Origin of the sequence: Paenibacillus sp. 2KB_22, from assembly GCF_052115745.1 — a bacterium.
In the GTDB taxonomy this organism is placed as follows: domain Bacteria; phylum Bacillota; class Bacilli; order Paenibacillales; family Paenibacillaceae; genus Paenibacillus.
Genome location: NZ_JBFRHG010000002.1, coordinates 260,219 through 278,851, shown reverse-complemented (window position 1 = coordinate 278,851; position 18,633 = coordinate 260,219). Strand labels below are relative to the sequence as shown.

Annotated in this window: 20 protein-coding genes; 14 read left to right on the top strand and 6 right to left on the bottom strand. The window is 45.1% G+C overall.

Features of this window, described 5'->3' with window-relative positions:
* Positions 1-9: 9 nt before the first annotated feature.
* Positions 10-360 carry a hypothetical protein gene (locus AB4111_RS12155; RefSeq protein ID WP_440389424.1) on the top strand — a complete coding sequence of 117 codons (351 nt, stop codon included), beginning with the start codon at positions 10-12 and terminating at the stop codon, positions 358-360.
* A gap of 160 nt (positions 361-520) precedes the next feature.
* Here the strand turns inward: AB4111_RS12155 and AB4111_RS12150 are convergent, their stop codons facing one another.
* Entirely contained in the window at positions 521-1,147 is a 627-nt protein-coding gene (locus tag AB4111_RS12150; protein ID WP_442031823.1) for an FMN-dependent NADH-azoreductase, read from the bottom strand.
* 233 nt (positions 1,148-1,380) lie between these two features.
* Here AB4111_RS12150 and AB4111_RS12145 point away from each other — a divergent pair, with 233 nt between their 5' ends.
* The 6 genes from AB4111_RS12145 (at position 1,381) to AB4111_RS12120 (ending at position 8,312) form a co-directional block, all read left to right on the top strand.
* On the top strand, positions 1,381-2,319 hold the full coding sequence (locus tag AB4111_RS12145) for a sugar-binding transcriptional regulator (RefSeq protein WP_062836066.1): 939 nt from the start codon (positions 1,381-1,383) through the stop codon (positions 2,317-2,319).
* Between the two features lie 214 nt (positions 2,320-2,533).
* The gene (gene deoC / locus AB4111_RS12140; RefSeq protein WP_253442621.1) at positions 2,534-3,184 is read left to right on the top strand and encodes a deoxyribose-phosphate aldolase; all 651 of its coding nucleotides are present in this window, start codon (positions 2,534-2,536) and stop codon (positions 3,182-3,184) included.
* 229 nt (positions 3,185-3,413) lie between these two features.
* Positions 3,414-4,601 carry a NupC/NupG family nucleoside CNT transporter gene (locus AB4111_RS12135; RefSeq protein ID WP_192131191.1) on the top strand — a complete coding sequence of 396 codons (1,188 nt, stop codon included), beginning with the start codon at positions 3,414-3,416 and terminating at the stop codon, positions 4,599-4,601.
* Positions 4,602-4,630: 29 nt separating this feature from the next.
* The gene (gene deoB / locus AB4111_RS12130) at positions 4,631-5,809 is read left to right on the top strand and encodes a phosphopentomutase (protein WP_442031822.1); all 1,179 of its coding nucleotides are present in this window, start codon (positions 4,631-4,633) and stop codon (positions 5,807-5,809) included.
* Positions 5,810-5,904: 95 nt separating this feature from the next.
* Entirely contained in the window at positions 5,905-6,612 is a 708-nt protein-coding gene (gene deoD / locus AB4111_RS12125) for a purine-nucleoside phosphorylase (protein ID WP_442031821.1), read from the top strand.
* A 398-nt stretch (positions 6,613-7,010) separates the two neighbouring features.
* Positions 7,011-8,312, top strand: coding sequence for a pyrimidine-nucleoside phosphorylase (locus AB4111_RS12120; protein ID WP_442031820.1), 1,302 nt, complete (start codon positions 7,011-7,013; stop codon positions 8,310-8,312).
* A gap of 124 nt (positions 8,313-8,436) precedes the next feature.
* Here AB4111_RS12120 and AB4111_RS12115 read toward each other — a convergent pair whose 3' ends face one another.
* Positions 8,437-9,426, bottom strand: a complete 990-nt coding sequence (locus AB4111_RS12115) for a TIGR03943 family putative permease subunit (RefSeq protein WP_442031819.1) — start codon at positions 9,424-9,426, stop codon at positions 8,437-8,439.
* 82 nt (positions 9,427-9,508) lie between these two features.
* Complete coding sequence (locus AB4111_RS12110) at positions 9,509-10,543, bottom strand: permease (RefSeq protein WP_442031818.1); 1,035 nt, start codon at positions 10,541-10,543, stop codon at positions 9,509-9,511.
* A 272-nt stretch (positions 10,544-10,815) separates the two neighbouring features.
* Between AB4111_RS12110 and AB4111_RS12105 the strand changes: the two genes are divergently transcribed.
* Positions 10,816-11,880, top strand: coding sequence for a GTP-binding protein (locus AB4111_RS12105; RefSeq protein WP_442031817.1), 1,065 nt, complete (start codon positions 10,816-10,818; stop codon positions 11,878-11,880).
* A gap of 69 nt (positions 11,881-11,949) precedes the next feature.
* Here AB4111_RS12105 and AB4111_RS12100 read toward each other — a convergent pair whose 3' ends face one another.
* Complete coding sequence (locus tag AB4111_RS12100; RefSeq protein ID WP_442031816.1) at positions 11,950-12,807, bottom strand: stalk domain-containing protein; 858 nt, start codon at positions 12,805-12,807, stop codon at positions 11,950-11,952.
* A 169-nt stretch (positions 12,808-12,976) separates the two neighbouring features.
* Between AB4111_RS12100 and rpmG the strand changes: the two genes are divergently transcribed.
* The 6 genes from rpmG to AB4111_RS12070 all read left to right on the top strand — a co-directional run bounded on the left by rpmG (position 12,977) and on the right by AB4111_RS12070 (position 17,292).
* Complete coding sequence (gene rpmG / locus AB4111_RS12095) at positions 12,977-13,126, top strand: 50S ribosomal protein L33 (RefSeq protein WP_036613813.1); 150 nt, start codon at positions 12,977-12,979, stop codon at positions 13,124-13,126.
* 49 nt (positions 13,127-13,175) lie between these two features.
* Positions 13,176-13,883, top strand: a complete 708-nt coding sequence (locus AB4111_RS12090) for a metal ABC transporter ATP-binding protein (protein WP_442031815.1) — start codon at positions 13,176-13,178, stop codon at positions 13,881-13,883.
* A complete protein-coding gene (locus AB4111_RS12085; protein WP_442031814.1) occupies positions 13,829-14,722 on the top strand; it encodes a metal ABC transporter permease in 894 nt (297 codons plus the stop codon). Before AB4111_RS12090 ends, AB4111_RS12085 begins: the two co-directional genes overlap by 55 nt.
* Positions 14,709-15,824 carry a metal ABC transporter solute-binding protein, Zn/Mn family gene (locus tag AB4111_RS12080; protein ID WP_442031813.1) on the top strand — a complete coding sequence of 372 codons (1,116 nt, stop codon included), beginning with the start codon at positions 14,709-14,711 and terminating at the stop codon, positions 15,822-15,824. Before AB4111_RS12085 ends, AB4111_RS12080 begins: the two co-directional genes overlap by 14 nt.
* Positions 15,825-15,989: 165 nt before the next feature.
* On the top strand, positions 15,990-16,472 hold the full coding sequence (locus AB4111_RS12075; RefSeq protein WP_442031812.1) for a hypothetical protein: 483 nt from the start codon (positions 15,990-15,992) through the stop codon (positions 16,470-16,472).
* Between the two features lie 118 nt (positions 16,473-16,590).
* Positions 16,591-17,292: a M50 family metallopeptidase gene (locus AB4111_RS12070; protein WP_442031811.1), complete on the top strand. Its 702-nt coding sequence runs from the start codon at positions 16,591-16,593 to the stop codon at positions 17,290-17,292.
* Positions 17,293-17,402: 110 nt separating this feature from the next.
* Here the strand turns inward: AB4111_RS12070 and AB4111_RS12065 are convergent, their stop codons facing one another.
* Together AB4111_RS12065 and AB4111_RS12060 are read right to left on the bottom strand one after the other, a co-directional pair.
* On the bottom strand, positions 17,403-17,774 hold the full coding sequence (locus AB4111_RS12065; RefSeq protein ID WP_253436810.1) for a DUF4363 family protein: 372 nt from the start codon (positions 17,772-17,774) through the stop codon (positions 17,403-17,405).
* Positions 17,775-17,800: 26 nt separating this feature from the next.
* Positions 17,801-18,529, bottom strand: coding sequence for a DUF421 domain-containing protein (locus AB4111_RS12060; protein ID WP_083684362.1), 729 nt, complete (start codon positions 18,527-18,529; stop codon positions 17,801-17,803).
* Positions 18,530-18,633 lie beyond the last annotated feature (104 nt).

Here is an 18,633-nt window from a genome sequence, read left to right as displayed (position 1 = left end):
CAATAAACGATGAAAACACATGCTGAATTGAACTCACTTCTTGTTGACGATTATCTGGATCTCCTGAATATTGCGAAACAGCTAGGTGATGAGGAATGGAAAGATGCCATTCTGCAAGCGTTGAAGGAAGAAGTCGATGCGAATCATCATTTGGATTCAACAGAGGTAAGACAGGATTTATGGAGCCAATTTGAAGGTATTAATGAACAGATGCATGATCTGTTAATGCAATTGAAACATGCCGACAATCCTGAGGAGAAAGAGCAGATTATTGAGATGATCTGGGGATTGAAAGTAGACCGTCATGCCATCACACGTAAACTTGAAACCATGAGCCGTGCCAGCGCTGGACATCAATAAGCTCTAGGTTGATATACATTGAAAACCCGCGTGTATCCTGGGAATTTCCCTGGGATGCAAGCGGGTTTTGTTTTTGCTTTAATTTTGTTTAATACACTTTAAGTGAGTGTTCAAAAAGGTCGGTTTTCAGTACCGAGAAGATGGGATGAAACTACCTCTCTTAAAACTGTTTTGCGAAAGTGCGCGCCTGTTCAATGGCTTGTTGTTTGATCTCATCCGCTCGTTCTTTGTATTGATTATGCCCCTCTACAAAAATGCCATCAAGCTTCGGCACACCAAGGAATGACATGATAATGCTTAAATAACGATGACCGGATTCCATCTGAGCCGCTGGGCCTTCGGAATAAATGCCGCCACGTGCTTGAATATGCAGCGCTTTTTTGTCAGACAACAGTCCAACTGGACCTTGTTCTGTATACCGGAATGTTTTGCCGGCCACACAGATAGAGTCCACATAAGCCTTCAGAATGGGAGGAAATGAGAAGTTCCACATCGGTGTTACAAAAACATATTTATCTGCTGAGGCAAATTGATCCGACAGTTCATTTAAACGACTTACTTTCGCCTGTTCTTCGGTAGTCAGATCACTGCCCGATTGCAGTTTGCCCCAACCACTGAAGACATCCGCATCGATATGCGGAATATCCGAGCGATACAGATCGAGGTGAACAACCTCATCAGAAGGGTGACTTTCACGATACGCATCAATAAATGCTTTGCCCGTAGCCATGCTGAAGGAGGTTTCATGATCATGAGGATGGGCAGTAATGTACAATAAGGTAGACATGCAGTTCTTCCTCTCTGTGCGATTAATGGGTGAACCAATCTTGGCAATAATGAAGCGACCGCAGTAGTATGCATCATTTCTCCCGTTATATACGTCAGAAAGGAATTGAATGGATGAAGACAATACTGAATTGGATGCTATGTAGTAACCAGATACTAAATCCATGTATAATATACAGGACGAGCATTTATTTTCCAACGATAATAGGATGAGTGAGATGAGCGCACATGGGAATGGACCTGGAGAAGCAACGATTAAGCATTGAAGCAGCGAAATTGTATTATCAGTCCGATTACAGCCAGCAGGATATTGCTGCAAGATTGGGCGTGTCGCGTCCAACCGTATCAAGGTTACTTCAGTACGCGAAAGATCGTGGATACGTCCGGATTGAAATTATGGACCCGCTGGAGGATATCGATATCATTGCGGGAGAACTCAAATCTAAATATGATCTGGATACGGCACTTGTGTGTTTTGCCCCGCTGAAGAGTGATGAGGAAATACAGAAGCATATCAGCAAACGAGCGGCAGACTACCTTCAGGAGACGGTTCAGGATGCGGATATTATCGGTGTGACTTGGGGAACAACCATGCATGCCGTAGCACGGCAACTTCGCCCCAAGCAGGTGAAAGGTGTCGAAGTCGTGCAATTGAAGGGGGGCGTGAGCCATTCCCATGTCAATACGTATGCCGCTGAGATTGTACATTTATTCGCTGAAGCTTTTCACACGGTACCAAGGTATTTGCCACTGCCTGTTATTTTCGACAACATCGAAGTGAAGAACATGGTGGAAGCCGATCGCCATATCGGCAGAATCGTAGAGCTTGGCAGACAGGCCAACATTGCTTTGTTCACCGTGGGTACTGTGAAAGAGGATGCGTTATTGTTCAGGCTTGGCTACTTCAATGAAGAAGAGCAACAATTATTGATGAACTCTGGTGCAGGTGACATTTGTTCACGCTTTTTTGACGCGGAAGGACAGTTGATCAGTGAAGAGATTAACAGCAGAACTGTCGGCATTGACTTGGCTGAATTGAGAAATAAGGAAAAATCCATCCTCGTAGCCGGGGGACAACGCAAAATTGAAGCCATTCACGCCGCGCTTAAAGGTCATTATGCGAATATTTTGGTTACGGATCAGTACACAGCACAGGCATTACTGCGATTCTAATTTCAAATGGATATGGATGACAACATCTGCCACGTAAAAAGGGCGGATGTTTTGCTTTGTTAGGCAGAAAATATAACGAGGCAAGAACTGTAAGCTGAACTATGAACAAAAGTTCAAGTTGATTTTTACATATGTTCATGTTAGTGTAAGGGTATAGAAAATAACTAGTTCAGATAAGGGAGAGATTCAATTGACTACACCACAATTAGCTAAAATGATCGACCATACGCTGCTTCGTGCGGACGCAACGCAAAGTGAAATGGCCAAGTTAACCGAAGAAGCGAAGCAATACCAGTTTGCTTCCGTATGTGTTAACCCAGGTTGGGTTGCTTATGCTGCTGAGCAGTTGCAGGGTACTGGCGTAGACATCTGCACCGTTATTGGTTTCCCTCTTGGAGCATCCACAACGGAGACAAAAGCTTTCGAAACCAAGGATGCGATTGCTAAAGGTGCAACTGAAGTCGATATGGTCATCAACATCAGCGCTTTGAAAGATGGCAAAGATGATTATGTTGAACAGGATATTCGTGCTGTCGTTGAAGCGGCTGCGGGTAAAGCTTTGGTGAAAGTCATTATTGAAACTTGTCTGTTGACGGATGATGAGAAAGTACGTGCTTGTCAAGCAGCTGTACGAGCTGGAGCTGATTTTGTTAAAACTTCTACTGGTTTCTCTACAGGTGGAGCAACGCCAGAAGATATCGCTTTGATGCGTCGTACTGTAGGTCCTGATATTGGCGTTAAAGCTTCCGGTGGCGTACGTAGCCTGGAAGATATGCAGAAAATGATTGAAGCAGGTGCGACTCGGATCGGTGCAAGCTCTGGCGTGAAGATTATGCAGGGTGGTCAGTCTACATCTTCTTATTAAGCAAAAGGTTTAACAAGCACAAGCTTATCAAACAAAAGTAATGTTATGTTCTCTGTACTTGAGGCTTCGTCTCAGGTACAGGGAATACAATTTACACTTATATTTTAATTAACGGAACTTATTGTAAGCGCTTCATAAGTTTTCTGAAAGATTACTGATAAGAATGCTTCTAAGCACCCTTTGAGCTGAATTTCACATCCGGCTTAACTACCTTCAAAGGAGAGATCAAATGAAATTTCTAATTGCCATTATCGGCTTACTCGTTGTTTTTGGACTGGCTTATATCGCAAGCAACGGCAAAAAACAGATACGTTACCGGCCGCTGGCTATCATGATTGTTTTGCAAGTTATACTAGCTTATGCTCTGTTGAATACAGGAGTGGGTACTTTTTTAATTGGCGGTTTCGCGACCGTATTTAAAAGTTTACTCGACTATGCGAATGAAGGTATCGCATTTGTATTTGGGGGTTTAACTACCGTAGGTGCAGAGAGCGGGGGGGCGCCGTTTTTCCTCAGCGTATTGATGCCGATTGTTGTCATCTCGGCACTCATTGGCATATTGCAGTATATCCGAATCTTGCCTTTTGTTATAAAATATATTGGTCTGGTATTAAGCAAAATCAACGGAATGGGCAAACTGGAATCATATAACGCGGTTGCTTCGGCTGTATTGGGGCAATCTGAAGTGTTCATTTCTGTGAAAAAACAAATTGGGTTGTTGCCAAAACATCGGCTGTACACCTTATGTGCTTCGGCGATGTCAACGGTATCGATGTCGATTGTCGGTGCTTATATGACCATGATCGAGCCGAAATATGTGGTTACAGCTCTTGTACTGAACCTGTTTGGCGGTTTTATCATTGCTTCGATCGTTAACCCTTATCGGGTGACGGAAGAAGAAGATATATTGGAAGTGCAGGATGAAGAGAAACAATCGTTCTTCGAAATGCTCGGCGAGTACATCCTTGATGGATTCAAAGTTGCTATCATCGTAGCTGCGATGTTAATCGGTTTTGTTGCCTTGATTGCGCTTGTTAACGGAGTTTTCAGCTCGGTGCTTGGCATTTCGTTCCAAGAGCTACTCGGTTATGTGTTTGCACCATTTGCCTTCATCATGGGTGTTCCATGGAAAGAAGCGATTCAGGCAGGAAGTATTATGGCAACCAAAATGGTATCCAACGAATTCGTCGCTATGCTTAATTTGAAGGAGACTGCAATGTCTGCCAGAACAACGGGTATCGTATCCGTCTTCCTCGTGTCGTTCGCCAACTTCTCCTCCATCGGTATCATTGCTGGTGCGGTGAAGGGACTCCATGAGAAGCAAGGTAATGTGGTCGCCCGCTTCGGTCTGAAACTGCTTTACGGTGCTTCGCTTGTCAGCGTGCTGTCAGCGATCATTACTGGACTGTTCTTGTAAACCGGATTATTGGAAGGAGTGCTTAGGTTATGTCAACATTCAAAAGAGTACATCTGATCGTTATGGATTCTGTAGGGATCGGCGAAGCGCCGGATGCAGCAGAATTTGATGATTTTGATGTAGATACCTTCGGTCACATTGCACGTGAACGCGGAGGTCTGAAAATGCCTCACATGGCCAGTCTCGGACTGTCCAACATCAAAGAAATTGAGGGTGTCCCTGTAGCGGATACACCTAAAGCGTATTACACCAAGATGCAGGAAGCATCTAGAGGCAAAGACACCATGACAGGTCACTGGGAGCTGATGGGTCTTTATATTGATACACCTTTCCGTGTGTTCGAGAATGGTTTTCCTGATGAGTTGATTCAGCGCATTGAAGAGAAAACGGGCCGGAAGGTCATTGGTAACAAACCGGCCAGCGGCACGGAAATTCTGGATGAGCTGGGTGCGGAGCATGTTGAAACTGGCGCGCTCATCGTATATACATCCGCGGATTCGGTTCTGCAAATTGCAGCACATGAGGATGTTGTACCATTAAAAGAACTGTATGAGATCTGTGAGTTCTGCCGTGAAATTACACTTGAAGATCCGTACATGCTCGGCCGCATTATTGCACGTCCATTCGTAGGTGAGAACGGTAACTGGAAGCGTACTGCGAATCGTCATGACTATGCACTTAAACCTTTTGGTCGTACGGTGATGAATGAACTGCAAGATGGCGGATTTGATGTGATTGCCCTGGGTAAAATCGCGGACATCTACGATGGTGAAGGTGTGACCAAAGCTGTTCGTACTGTCTCTAACATGGACGGCATGGACAAGTTGTCTGAAACGATGGATGAGGAGTTCACTGGACTCAGCTTCCTGAACCTGGTTGATTTTGATGCGCTGTACGGTCACCGTCGTGATCCTCAAGGGTACGCTCAGGCGCTTGAAGACTATGATGCAAGGCTGCCAGAGATTTTTGCCAAAATGACCAACGATGACCTGCTGCTGATTACAGCTGACCATGGTAACGATCCAACTTACCGTGGTACAGACCATACACGTGAATATGTACCGCTGCTTGCCTACTCTCCGCGCTTCAGCGAGGGCAAACAGCTTGATTTGCGCAGCACATTTGCTGACCTTGGCGCAACTGTAGCCGAGAACTTTGGAGTGAAAATGCCCGAATACGGTACCAGCTTCCTTAAAGATTTGAAATAGGTTTTAAAACTGGATAGGGGATGTCGGAGTAGTTGAGGCTACTCCGGTTCCTGCCATCATAATAGACTAAATATATAACTGGAGGAGATTCATTCATGAGTACACATATTGGAGCAAAACCCGGAGATATCGCAGAAACAATCCTATTGCCAGGAGATCCTCTGCGTGCGAAATATATAGCAGATACTTACCTTGAAGATGTTGTATGTTACAACGAGGTTCGTGGAATGCTCGGTTACACAGGTACATATCAAGGCCACCAGATTTCGGTGCAAGGTTCAGGGATGGGCATTCCGTCTTTTGCAATCTATGCTAACGAATTGATTAGCGAATATGGCGTGAAAAACCTGATTCGTGTAGGGACTTGTGGCGGTATGCAGGAGCATGTACGTGTACGTGACGTCATCCTTGCACAAGCAGCATGTACCGATTCCAGCATGAACAAACATGTATTTGGTGGATATGACTTCTCGCCAATCGCTACGTTTTCTCTGCTGAAAGAAGCATATGACCGTGCAACAGCTAAAGGTATGAAGATTCATGTCGGTAACGTGTTCAGTTCCGATTCTTTCTACCGCGATGATCGTTCCGTCACTGAGAAATTGATGAAGCACGGCGTACTCGGCGTAGAGATGGAAACAACAGCACTGTACACCATCGCTGCCAAGTTCGGTGTTAACGCACTGACCATCCTGACGGTAAGCGACCACTTGCTGACAGGCGAAGAAACATCTGCCGAAGAGCGCCAAAAAACGTTCAACGACATGATGGTAGTGGCTCTGGACACAGCAATCACACTGTAATTGTTATTCATAATCAATTGATGTGGATCGAAACTTTTGTTTTAAGCACGGAGTGAAGGAACCGGAACCGATTCTGAAGAAGCGAAGCGTTCGCAGGAACGATCTGGAGCCGGAACGATGTTGCACAAAGTGTTTTTCTAAGATGACGACAAGATGTTGTTGCATTTTATATTCATCATCATTTGATTTTAATCGAAACTTTTGTTTTAAGCACGGAGTGAAGGACCCGAAATCGATTCTGAAGAAGCGTTAGCGTTCGCCTTTGTCTCCGAGTTTTCCCATTGAAAATGGATCAAAAAAACTTGGAGACAACAGCGATCAAAAGAACGATCCGGGGCCGTAACGGTGTAACTACAAAGTGTTCTATACAATCAATACACACACAAGGAGAGATCATCATGAGAATGGTAGACATTATTGCAAAAAAACGCGACGGTAAAGAACTGACAACTGCTGAGATTGATTTTGTTGTTCAAGGATACACACAAGGAGAGATCCCGGACTATCAAGTCAGCGCATGGGCGATGGCGGTATTCTTCAAAGATATGACAGATAAAGAACGCGCGGACCTGACCATGTCGATGGTGAATTCCGGTGAAACGATCGACCTGTCTGCTATCGAGGGCATCAAAGTAGACAAGCACTCCACAGGAGGAGTTGGCGATACAACAACACTGGTACTTGCTCCACTCGTTGCTGCGCTGGATGTTCCTGTTGCCAAAATGTCCGGACGTGGACTTGGTCACACGGGTGGTACAACAGACAAGCTGGAATCCGTTGCTGGCTTCCACGTAGAGCTTGAAAAAGAAGAGTTCATTCGACTCGTCAACGAACATAAGGTTGCGGTTATCGGACAAAGTGGTAACCTTACGCCAGCAGACAAGAAGCTCTATGCTCTGCGTGACGTAACAGCTACAGTTAACTCCATCCCACTGATCGCCAGCTCCATCATGAGCAAGAAAATTGCAGCAGGTGCAGATGCGATTGTATTGGATGTGAAGACGGGTGCAGGTGCATTCATGAAAACAACAGAAGATGCTAAAGAATTGGCACATGCCATGGTTAGCATTGGTAACAATGTTGGACGTAAAACGATGGCTGTTATCTCCGATATGTCCCAACCACTTGGTCTGGCAATCGGTAATGCGCTTGAAGTGAAAGAAGCCATCCTCACCCTGCAAGGTAAAGGTCCAAAAGATCTGGAAGAATTGTGTTTGGCACTTGGACGTCAGATGGTATTCCTTGCGGGTAAGGCAGATTCCTTGGAGCATGCTGAGCAGAAATTGAAAGAAGTGATCCAGAATGGTAAAGCGCTGGAGAAATTCAAAGATTTCCTGGCAAACCAAGGCGGAGACGCTTCGGTTGTGGATCATCCAGATCGTTTGCCGCAAGCACAGTACCTGGTTGAAGTCCCAGCAGACAAAGACGGCTATGTTGCCGGAATCGTTGCTGACGAAATCGGAACTGCAGCAATGCTGCTCGGCGCAGGCCGTGCAACAAAAGAGTCAGAGATCGATCTCGCGGTTGGTCTGATGCTGAACAAAAAAGTCGGTGACCCAGTCAAAGCTGGTGAGTCCCTCGTAACGATCCATGCCAATCGTGAAGACGTAGCAGACGTCATTGCGAAGATCAAAGAAAACATTACGATTGCGGATCATGCCGATGCACCTGTATTAGTTCATGATATCGTAACGGAATAATAAATAAATCAGAGCAGATGAGGTCTAATCTCTTATCTGATTGAACACGAAAGCCCCAGACTATGAAACCCATAGTTTTGGGGCTTTTTTGTTACTGAAGAGAAAACGGTTAAGTCACTAGCGATTATTGGTTCTTTATTTGCTCATACGCCATCACTGAATCCGCATTGGTATAAATGTAAGGTGTGGATGGCTCGGATACAGGTGTCACCTTTGTGGCCCGAATCTCAATGGTATCTTTGCCATCTACTTGTGCGGAGCCGATGGTGCCATCGATTTGCACCCAGCTATCTGTAGGGAAGCTATCCGCTTCTGGGATATGAATCATTACGCCGAAGGGAGCCGCATCAGCGGGGCAACACATAACGAGAAATCGTCCCAGTGCAAAATGGGATTCATGATCCATACTTTTGTCCCGATAAACAAACCCGGTTAACGAGATATCTTTCCCTGCAAATTGCCGCTGGAACATGTCGATGGTTCCCAGTGTTTCAGAGAAAATTTCAGGATAGACTCGAATGACCTGTTCTGCATACAACTTCTCCGCCAGTTCTGCAAATTCACGGCTGTATTCATCCGGCGGTACAAATTGCACGTTGGTTGCCGTTGTAGATGTAACAGCGGTTTGTTGCTGTTTTTGCTGTGCAAGATCTTGTACATTTAACTTTGCTGTTTCGGGTAAAGGTTCTTTACGACGAATCTCCGGAGGAGCATACGTGAGAGACATCCCTTTTTGACTGGCCATAGAGCTGCCGAGAGCCCGATCAGGTAACAGAAATCCCAGCAACAAGGGAATAGCAATCAGACCATATACCAACGAGCTGCGTAGCAAACCGGAAGGCGGTGGATGTTCACAGTCGCAATGAACCTCGTTACTGCCGAATAATCCATGCCATGCCATGATAACAGCAATAAATAAAAAGGGAACAGGGCAGCATAACAGCAGTTTTTGCATCGTTGGTGCCAAATAATAATGAAGAGAATCACTCGAATTCAAGTGAATAATGTATACTGCTAGCCCGCCGATCCATACCGCACGGATCAGGTTATGCCATTGGATGACGTGTGATCTTGGAACAGGAGATTTGGTCATCGTATAGATAGTGTGGTTCATATCATCACCTCATTTCTATTCATAGTCAGGATGAAAGTTCATGGGGTTAACCATTCATGTCATGAAGTATTTTACTCAACATTTATACCAGCAGGTTAATCAACCAAGAGCCGACGAAGACGAGTGTGATAATCGCCAGGCTTAGACCGATAACAAACCGGGTACGGAAGGTCGAGAGCAGCATGAGCGTACTTTTGAAATCCAGCATTGGACCAAGCACAAGGAAGGATACCAGCGGCCCAAGTGCAAACGTATGTGAGAACGCAGAAGCCACAAAAGCATCAGAAGTGGAGCAGAGAGACAGTACATACGCAAAGCCCATCATAAACACATAGGAGGCGACAGGACCATTGCCAAGTGAGATCAGATCGCTGCGACTAATGAATGTTTGGATGCAGGCTGTAATCAAGGCACCAATCACCAGATATTTGCTCATATCGACAAATTCATCTCCGGCATGAATGAAGAAGCTGCGCCAGTTTTTCACATGGTTGTGGTCATGAGCATTTGCATGAGCATGAGGTTGGGCCATTTTAAATCCAGGATGCGTCTTGACCTCTGTCACTGCGACTTTTGGCAACCGAAGGGGATTTCGACGAACGAACACATATACCAATCCACCTATGGAAGCTGCTACGGCAAAGGCCAGTCCCATGCGGGCAATGGTAATCTCAGGATGGGAGGGAAAAGCGAGCAAGGTTGCGGTAAATACGATGGGATTCACTACAGGACCACTCAAGATGAACGTAACTGCGATATAGGCAGGCATGCCTTTGTGCATCAACCTTCTTACGACCGGGATCATGCCACATTCACAGATGGGAAAAATGATACCGAGCAGCCCCGCAACCAGCACACCGCCGATTGGGTTCTTGGGCGTAAGTCTGCGGACCATTTCTTCGGATACGAACCACTGCATGAGCGAAGATAATAAAACACCCATGAGCAGAAAAGGGGCGGCTTCAAGGAAAATACCTATGAATACCGTTTTCATATTTTGCAAAGCTTCACTGTTCCATGCATCCTTCAGGTCTGGAGCCATTGTGATCAACACGGGAACCAGAAATGCACAAGGGATCAGGAAGGACAGGAGCTTCAGATTGGCTGCCATTTTCATGAAACAGACCTCCACAACTAGGACTTTTCTAAAATATATGCTTGTACGTGAGGCAACATACATCATTCCTATGTTTTAATCAACATTTTTACGATTAATTAAGATTCTTCATCATAGTAGAGTTGACAACCTAAAGAAAACTGAGGTATAGTTCGGATTGATCATTATTAATAGTAATTATTACGATTAAATAAAACGAGTCTATTTGGGCCCCTCATTGGGTCGGAGAGAAGATGGCTCAGTACAATTTTAACAGAGTGGAGGAAGCAAAAATGTCAGATCAACAGGTTCAACATCGGGTTCCAGTAACCGTACTTAGTGGATATTTGGGTGCAGGCAAAACGACACTGCTCAATCATGTGCTTCATAACCGCGAGGGAATGCGGGTTGCTGTCATCGTGAATGATCTTAGTGAGGTTAACATCGATGCAGGTTTAATACGAGATAGTGGCGGATTATCGCGCATTGATGAGAAGCTGGTAGAGATGTCGAATGGTTGCATTTGCTGCACGTTGCGGGAGGATCTGCTGAAAGAAGTTGAGCGGCTGGCGCTGGATGGTTCTTTTGACTACATATTGATTGAATCCACGGGTATTGGAGAGCCGGTGCCTGTAGCACAGACGTTTACCTATATTGATGAGGAACTCGGCATTGATTTGACGAAATTCACCCGTCTTGACACGATGGTTACGGTTGTCGATGCTGCCCAGTTCTGGATGGATTTTTATTCCAAAGAAACACTGAAGGATCGTGGACAGGAAGCCAGCGAGGACGATGTTCGAGGAATTGTTCATCTGCTGACGGACCAAGTGGAATTCTGTGATGTGCTGATTCTGAACAAATGTGATTTGGTATCGGAGAAAGAACTTTCGAAGCTTGAGAAGGCACTACATGCCATGCAACCGGAAGCCAAGCTCATTCGAACAACACATGGGCAGATTGATCCGAGAGAGATAATGAATACGGGACGTTTTGATTTTGAAAAAGCAAGCCAGTCCGCGGGTTGGATCCGCGAATTAATGAAAGAGGAACATACCCCGGAGACTGAAGAATATGGAATTCATTCATTTGTCTATCACCGTAAACGTCCATTCCACCCGGAACGGTTGCTGCGTTGGATTGCGAAATGGCCAGATAATATCGTGCGATCCAAAGGCCTGATGTGGCTGGCAACAAGGAACCATATGGCGATCTCTTTCAGTCATGCATTAGTATTTATCAGCATTGATATGGATCGGGTAGAGATTGAACGTACATTGGATGAGACTCTTCTTACGGAGGAGGAAATGGGGATGAACTGGCGTGAATTGAATGATCCTTTTCCAGCGTGGAGTTGAAGTGAAAAGAAAAGATCTTCAAGTGCAATAGTGCCCCTGAAGATCAATGATTATATTGCATTAAGGACTTTAGCTAAAGTACAAATCGCCAAGATAAAAATCACCGTTGCCACTTTTTTGCGGACTAAACACAAAGGTAAGGTACACTCCATAGGAACCCGTCCATCCTTGTGGATAATAAATGGCTTTGTAACTGTGTCTTGTTTTGGTTTTATCATTCATTGCAATCACTTTAAAATCAGCTGATTTCACATTAATCAACTGATCTGCATATTTAGTCAGCGTTTTTTTATCATTTGCTGCAATGATACCTTTGACTGTAGTCTTAAATTTATCTTTCTGGGATTGCTTACCCAGATCAAAAATGTCGATCTCGGGATTTTCAATAACTTTAGCATCTATGTATTTATCAAATTCACTAGTGCTACCTGTTTTAAGTGCTTTACCATACATTTTGATCAATGTTAAAGATTCTTTCTGCAATTTGACTATCATCTGAGCGTCAGTTCCAGTCATTTTGATTGAGCCTGAAGTGCTTGAGTTACTTGAACTACTTGGTTTACTTGAATCTTCAGAACCTTTGGCACCTGTACTGCTGTTATTACTACTCGAACTACTTGACTTACCGCTACCTGAATTAGTGATACTTACAACTTTGTTGCTAACATTCAGAGATACGTTGGCTCCGAGTGCTTCTGCTGTGGTACTTACAGGCAAGTATACATCACCGTCATATACTAGTGCATTCAGTTTGTCTCCAGCTTCATTCTTGGGTGTCCAAGACAAATCATTTACTTTAAAGCTAATGTTGCTGTCGAGTGCTGCTTCAATATCTTGAATTCCGTTTGAAGCTGCTACACCCAGGGCTCCGAAAGCCAAACTGCATGCTACCAATGACCCAATAAAAGTTGATTTTTTGATCTTCATCTAGTTCCTCCGTAGGTAAAGTATAATGATACCAAAGCAGTATATCATATGAAATTATAATATGCATACAAAATTTTACTGTAGTAGATATAAAGTTGACAAAAGAAAAAGCATAGGCTAATATCATTAAATAGTAATTATTACGATTAGATAAGAGGAGGCAACAACCATGAGAGTCATTGTAACTTTAGCCTGCACCGAGTGCGGGGACCGCAACTATACAACAACCAAGAACAAACGTAACCATCCAGAGAGACTTGAGATGAAGAAGTACTCCCCACGTTTGAAGAAGATGACGATCCACCGTGAAACCAGATAAATTTTTTTGTTATTTTTAAATCGTAATATTTACGAAAAGAGGGAAAGGCATGATACTATCTTCCATGCGTGATGTTGTATTTGGATATGGCAAAGAGCCAGTCATTGATCAACTGTCGCTGGATATCCATGTGGGAGAGTTCATTGGCATCACAGGTCCCAATGGCTCTGCCAAAACGACCCTGTTAAAGCTGCTGCTGGGGCTGCTCAAGCCCTGGAGCGGCACGATACATATGAATCCGCAGTTGAAACGTAGGAACAACTCCAATATCGGTTATGTTCCCCAGCAGGTGGCATCGTTTAATAGTGGATTTCCCAGTACGGTGATTGAACTGGTTCGGTCAGGGTGTTACACCAGGCTGGGATTATTCCGCAGCTTCACAGCAGAGCAGGATGCCATCGTTGAACGCAGTCTGCGTGAAGTTGGCATGTGGGAATATCGGTATACACGAGTTGGCGAGCTGTCCGGCGGACAGAAGCAGCGGATCTGTATAGCAAGAGCTATGGCAGGGCAACCGCAGGTTCTGGTACTGGATGAGCCTACAACGGGAATGGACCGCCACAGTCGTGAAGGATTCTACAATCTGATGCGCCACTATGCCGATGTCCATGGGATAACGATTATTATGGTTACTCACGGACTGGAAGAGTTGGGAGATCGATTGGACCGAACCATTACCCTGGAGCGGCAAGAAAGTGAGGAATGGCAGTGTTTGAGTACGAATTCATGCAACGTGCCTTCTGGGCAGGTGGACTGATTGGAGTTATCGCTCCAATTCTGGGTGTCTATCTGATGCTTAGGCGGCAGGTACTAATGGCAGACACGTTATCCCACGTCTCACTCGCAGGGGTTGCGCTCGGTTCAGTCATGAACCTTAACCCGGTCATCTGCGGATTCGCCATCGCAATGATCGGTGCATTACTGGTTGAACAACTGCGGCGAAGTTACCGTACCTACAGCGAGGTACCTGTAGCGATCATCATGACTTCGGGGCTGGCCCTTGCTGTGGTATTAATGAGTCTCCAAACCAATCTGTCCAAGACCTTCAGCTCATACTTATTCGGATCAATTGTCGCGGTTAGCGATATGCAGTTGTGGATGATGGCAGGCGTATGTGTGATTGGTTTACTTTTTTTCATTCTGCTACGAAGACCATTATATAGCTTTACGTTTGATGAAGAGACAGCTTCCATTGGGGGCGTTCAGGTGAGAGGTTTATCGTTTGCATTTGCTATTCTGACAGGAATGACTGTAGCTTCAGCCATGCCCATTGTCGGTGTGTTGTTAGTTTCTGCTCTCATTGTACTGCCCGCTGCCTTGGCACTGAGAGTGTCTCGTAGTTTTACAGCAGCGATCATTGTCGCAGTAATCACTGGATTAATCGGTATTTTTAGCGGACTGACCACATCTTATCATCTAAATACACCTCCGGGAGGAACGATTGCTCTTATCCTGTTAGTCTTCCTACTGAATGGAATATCAGCGCAAAAGCTGATTGCACGATACAATCGCAAGCGTCACCGTAAAGAAACAAAATCACAGCACGTCATTCTGGTCAACCATTCAAGGAGGAATACATCTCATGAAATTCGGTAAAAAAGCTACGCTCGGATTATTGTTTAGCCTTACACTTATCGTTGCAGGCTGCGGACAAAAATCCACTTCGGATACAAATGCAAGTTCTACAAGTACCGGTAATACGGTCTCTACAGAGAGTGAAGCTGCAAAATTAAACGTACAGGTCAGCTTCTACCCGATGTACGAATTCACTAAAAATGTGGCAGGGGATCTGGCTGATGTACATACGCTTGTTCCAGCAGGGATGGAGCCTCATGATTGGGAGCCCACACCACAGGACATAGCCAGCATTGAAAAAGCGGATGTGCTTGTATACAACGGTGCGGGTATGGAAACATGGATGGATCAGGTCACTGGAAGTCTGAGCAATGCTTCGCTCATTCAGGTGGAAGCAAGCAAAGGCATCAACCTGCTTGAAGGTGGAGAGCATGATCACCATCATGAAGATTCGGAGGCAACAGAACACAATCATGACCATGTGAATGGAGCGACTGCAGAGGAACACGACCACGATCATGCGGTTGAAGTCACTACGGAAGAACACGACCATGATCATGACGCTGAGGCGGAAGAAGGACATGGGCACGATCACGGTGGACTGGATCCCCACGTATGGCTGTCTCCTGCACTGGCTGTCAAAGAAGTACGTAATATTGAAGCGGGATTGGCACAGGCTGCCCCGGAACATGCTGAACAATTCAAGAAGAATGCAGATGCCTACGTTGCTCAACTGGAGTCACTGGATCAAGACTTCAAGGCGGCTGTGGCGGATAGCAAACGCAAGGATTTCATCACACAACACGCTGCATTTGGCTACCTTGCACAGGAATATGGATTGAAACAGGTGCCCATCGCAGGATTGTCTCCTGAACAAGAACCTTCTGCAGCGCAGATGGCATCAGTCATTGATTTTGCAAAAGAGCATCAAGTGAAGACGATTTTCTTCGAGACTCTGGTTTCATCCAAAGTGTCTGAGACGATTGCAAGTGAAGTGGGGGCCAAGACGGCTGTATTGAACCCGATTGAGGGACTCACCGAGAAAGAGATCGCTGCGGGAATGGACTACATTAGTGTGATGAGACAGAATCTGGAGGCTCTGAAACTGGCACTGAACGAATAATTAAAGATCAGTTTGATGCCTTTCACCGAAAAAGGTACAATAATACAACATGCTGAGGAATGGAGTGCCATTCCTTTGCCTTTTTGCGAAGCAGAGAGCACAGGGATGTGCTCTCTCTTTGTTGATAAGGTGACCGGATCCAAGGAGAACAGGAGGACGCATTAGATGAATTTAAATGAAGAACATGAAGTGCTGTTAAGTGAACAGCCTGTCCATCTGTGGAGACGGCGCAAGCTGGAGCTGATGCACTGGACGGAACGTGACAAACATACGGTATCCCCCAAGAAAACGGAGATGTGGAACGGTATTGAAGTCGATGCCGAGCTCGTGAACGCATTGTCCATACTTCAGAAGGCGGGGGTAAAGACGGAATTTTCATGTGCAGGGGTGAGTCCGCTTGATGAACCTGTCGATCATTCCCTCTATGCTTATGTTACCCTTGTGCAAAGTGAAGTTGCAGATCAATTCGTGCTCTACGCGCTCCATCGGATGCGGAATCGACTTCTCGTAACGCTAGAGGCCGAAAAAGGCCGCTATGATTTATCTTCTTTTTTCATTGGACACAATCGGAGCTTCTGCTGGTGGATGGAGCACTGCGCATTACAGTTCGGAAGCCGAAACGAATCGAGTGAAAAAAGCGTAGTATAAGTGCGTGTTCAAAAAGATCGGTTTTCAGTACCGAGAAGATGGAATGAAGCTAGACTTTTTGAACAACCTCTATAAAGGATCGGCTTGTTTACTTGAAGATGAAGGAGGTATGACACGATTGAATAAGTGGGTCAAAACGATACTTTTTCTGCTGGGCTCCGCCTTTCTTACACGATTCATCCCATTCTCGTCCTTGTTCCGCAACCTGGATACGATGATTCACGAATTCGGTCATGCGCTAATGACACTGGTATTGTCCGGTAAAGTGCTGCGGATTGAATTATACGCTGATCATAGCGGTGTAACGTATTCGTCCATGCTGACGCCAGGCAGATCCATTTTGGTTTCTCTCGCGGGCTATATCAGTGCATCGTTGTTCGCCTGGCTGTTGTTTTACTTATACCGTAAAGGCTTGCACATGTGGGGACTCGGGATTATGACAGCTGTCGCTCTAGTGGCGCTCCTGTTATATGTAAGAGGGGAGTTTGGCATGTTATGGTTGACCGGGTTCATCGTACTTAACGTTGTCATTATGATTTTTGGTGCGAAGATTGTGAAGTACTATTATCTGCTACTGGCTTTTCTTACACTGGAAGAGTCGGTCGTTAGTGCCGTATACGTTGGGCTGATGTCTTGGACTCAACCTTCACGGGCAGGGGATGCGGCGAATCTCGCTCAGCAGACATTCCTTCCGGCGCTATTCTGGGGAACGCTGTTTGCTTTGTTTGCACTATGGTGTGCCAAAGGTGCGCTCACACTCTTTTTCCGCAAAGAAAGCACTTCGAGATCATCACGTTCTCGAGGAATACGAAGGGCTTAACGAATATAAAGGTATACCAAGCAAAGAAGGCACTTCCTTTCTACCTGAAGGGAGAGTGCCTTTTGCTTTTGGACTTACATCGGATATAAAGGATATAAAACACACGGAATCTAATCCCCTAGATTATCCCATAACACGTAAAAGTAATAAACCTCTTCCATGATCGCCTTGTCATCCTCTGCTGCAACGCCGCCCTTGATCCGAGCAAGGGTGCCCAGGATATCATATATGGTTTCACGTTCCACACTGAACTGAATGCGGTTTACGATTTTATCCCAAGCCTGCATGGCGTAATTAATTTGAGACTTGGCTTCGGTCCATTTTTTGCCCTCAACCTGTTTCTCCAGCATTTGTATAGATTCAAGCAAGCGATCATCAGTGCCAAAGGGCTTTTTGAGAAAGGATCCGCTAGCCATAACTGCAACGAACACAAGAATGAGGCAGATCGGAAGCACATATAGCAGCCAGAAACGCGTTTTCATTCAACCGCCTCCTTGATGTAAAGAGTTTAGAAAGGTCCCTCATAATCGCCCATATCGATTTTTTCAGTGATTTTATCCTTGAACAGATCCACATATAATTTGTCATTGGGCAATATGGCGGCAAAAGCAATATCCTGTATCGTGATCTTTTGCTTTTTCAGCTGCTCGCTGAGCCAGTTGATATCCTTGTTTCGTTCTTCCAGATTTTGCTTAATCAGAAGTCCGTCAATAATGATTTCTGTCATGAGCTTACTTTTTGGCGGGTGCATATGCATGTCTTTTGCGGTTACCGGTTGATTCTCAGGTTTCAAAACGACCGAGAGGCTACCATCCGGTTCAAGAATGGCATAGTCTAGCGTCGTAATATCAAATACATCTTTTTGCCTTAGCATCATGGTCAACTCGTCAAATTTGACTCGCATTTTACTCAGGTTCTGTTCGAGAATTTTACCGTTCTGGATGATCAATGTGGGGTCAGAGTCCATTAGTTTGGAGATGGTACGATTCTTCAGTGTAATATACTGAAAGATGATCGTAATGATTGTGAAAATGGTCAATGCCACAAAATGAATCCACGCTTTGGAGGAAAGATCAGTTGCAAAAGTTCCCGCAATGGAACCGATTGTGATGCCGTTAATGTAATCAAAATACGTCAAGTTACCCATCTGCTGTTTGCCCAGCACCCTTGTGTAGATAATCAGGGTCAGGAAGGCAATAATAGACCTTACTGCAACAACCCATGTTTCCTCCATCATATATGTATCACCTTCCTTTACTTCTCCGTTGCACTATAACAAGCTTTTCCTAGGCTGGGTAATCTTATGCTTGAACACAAAAAACCGACACATGGATAAGTATT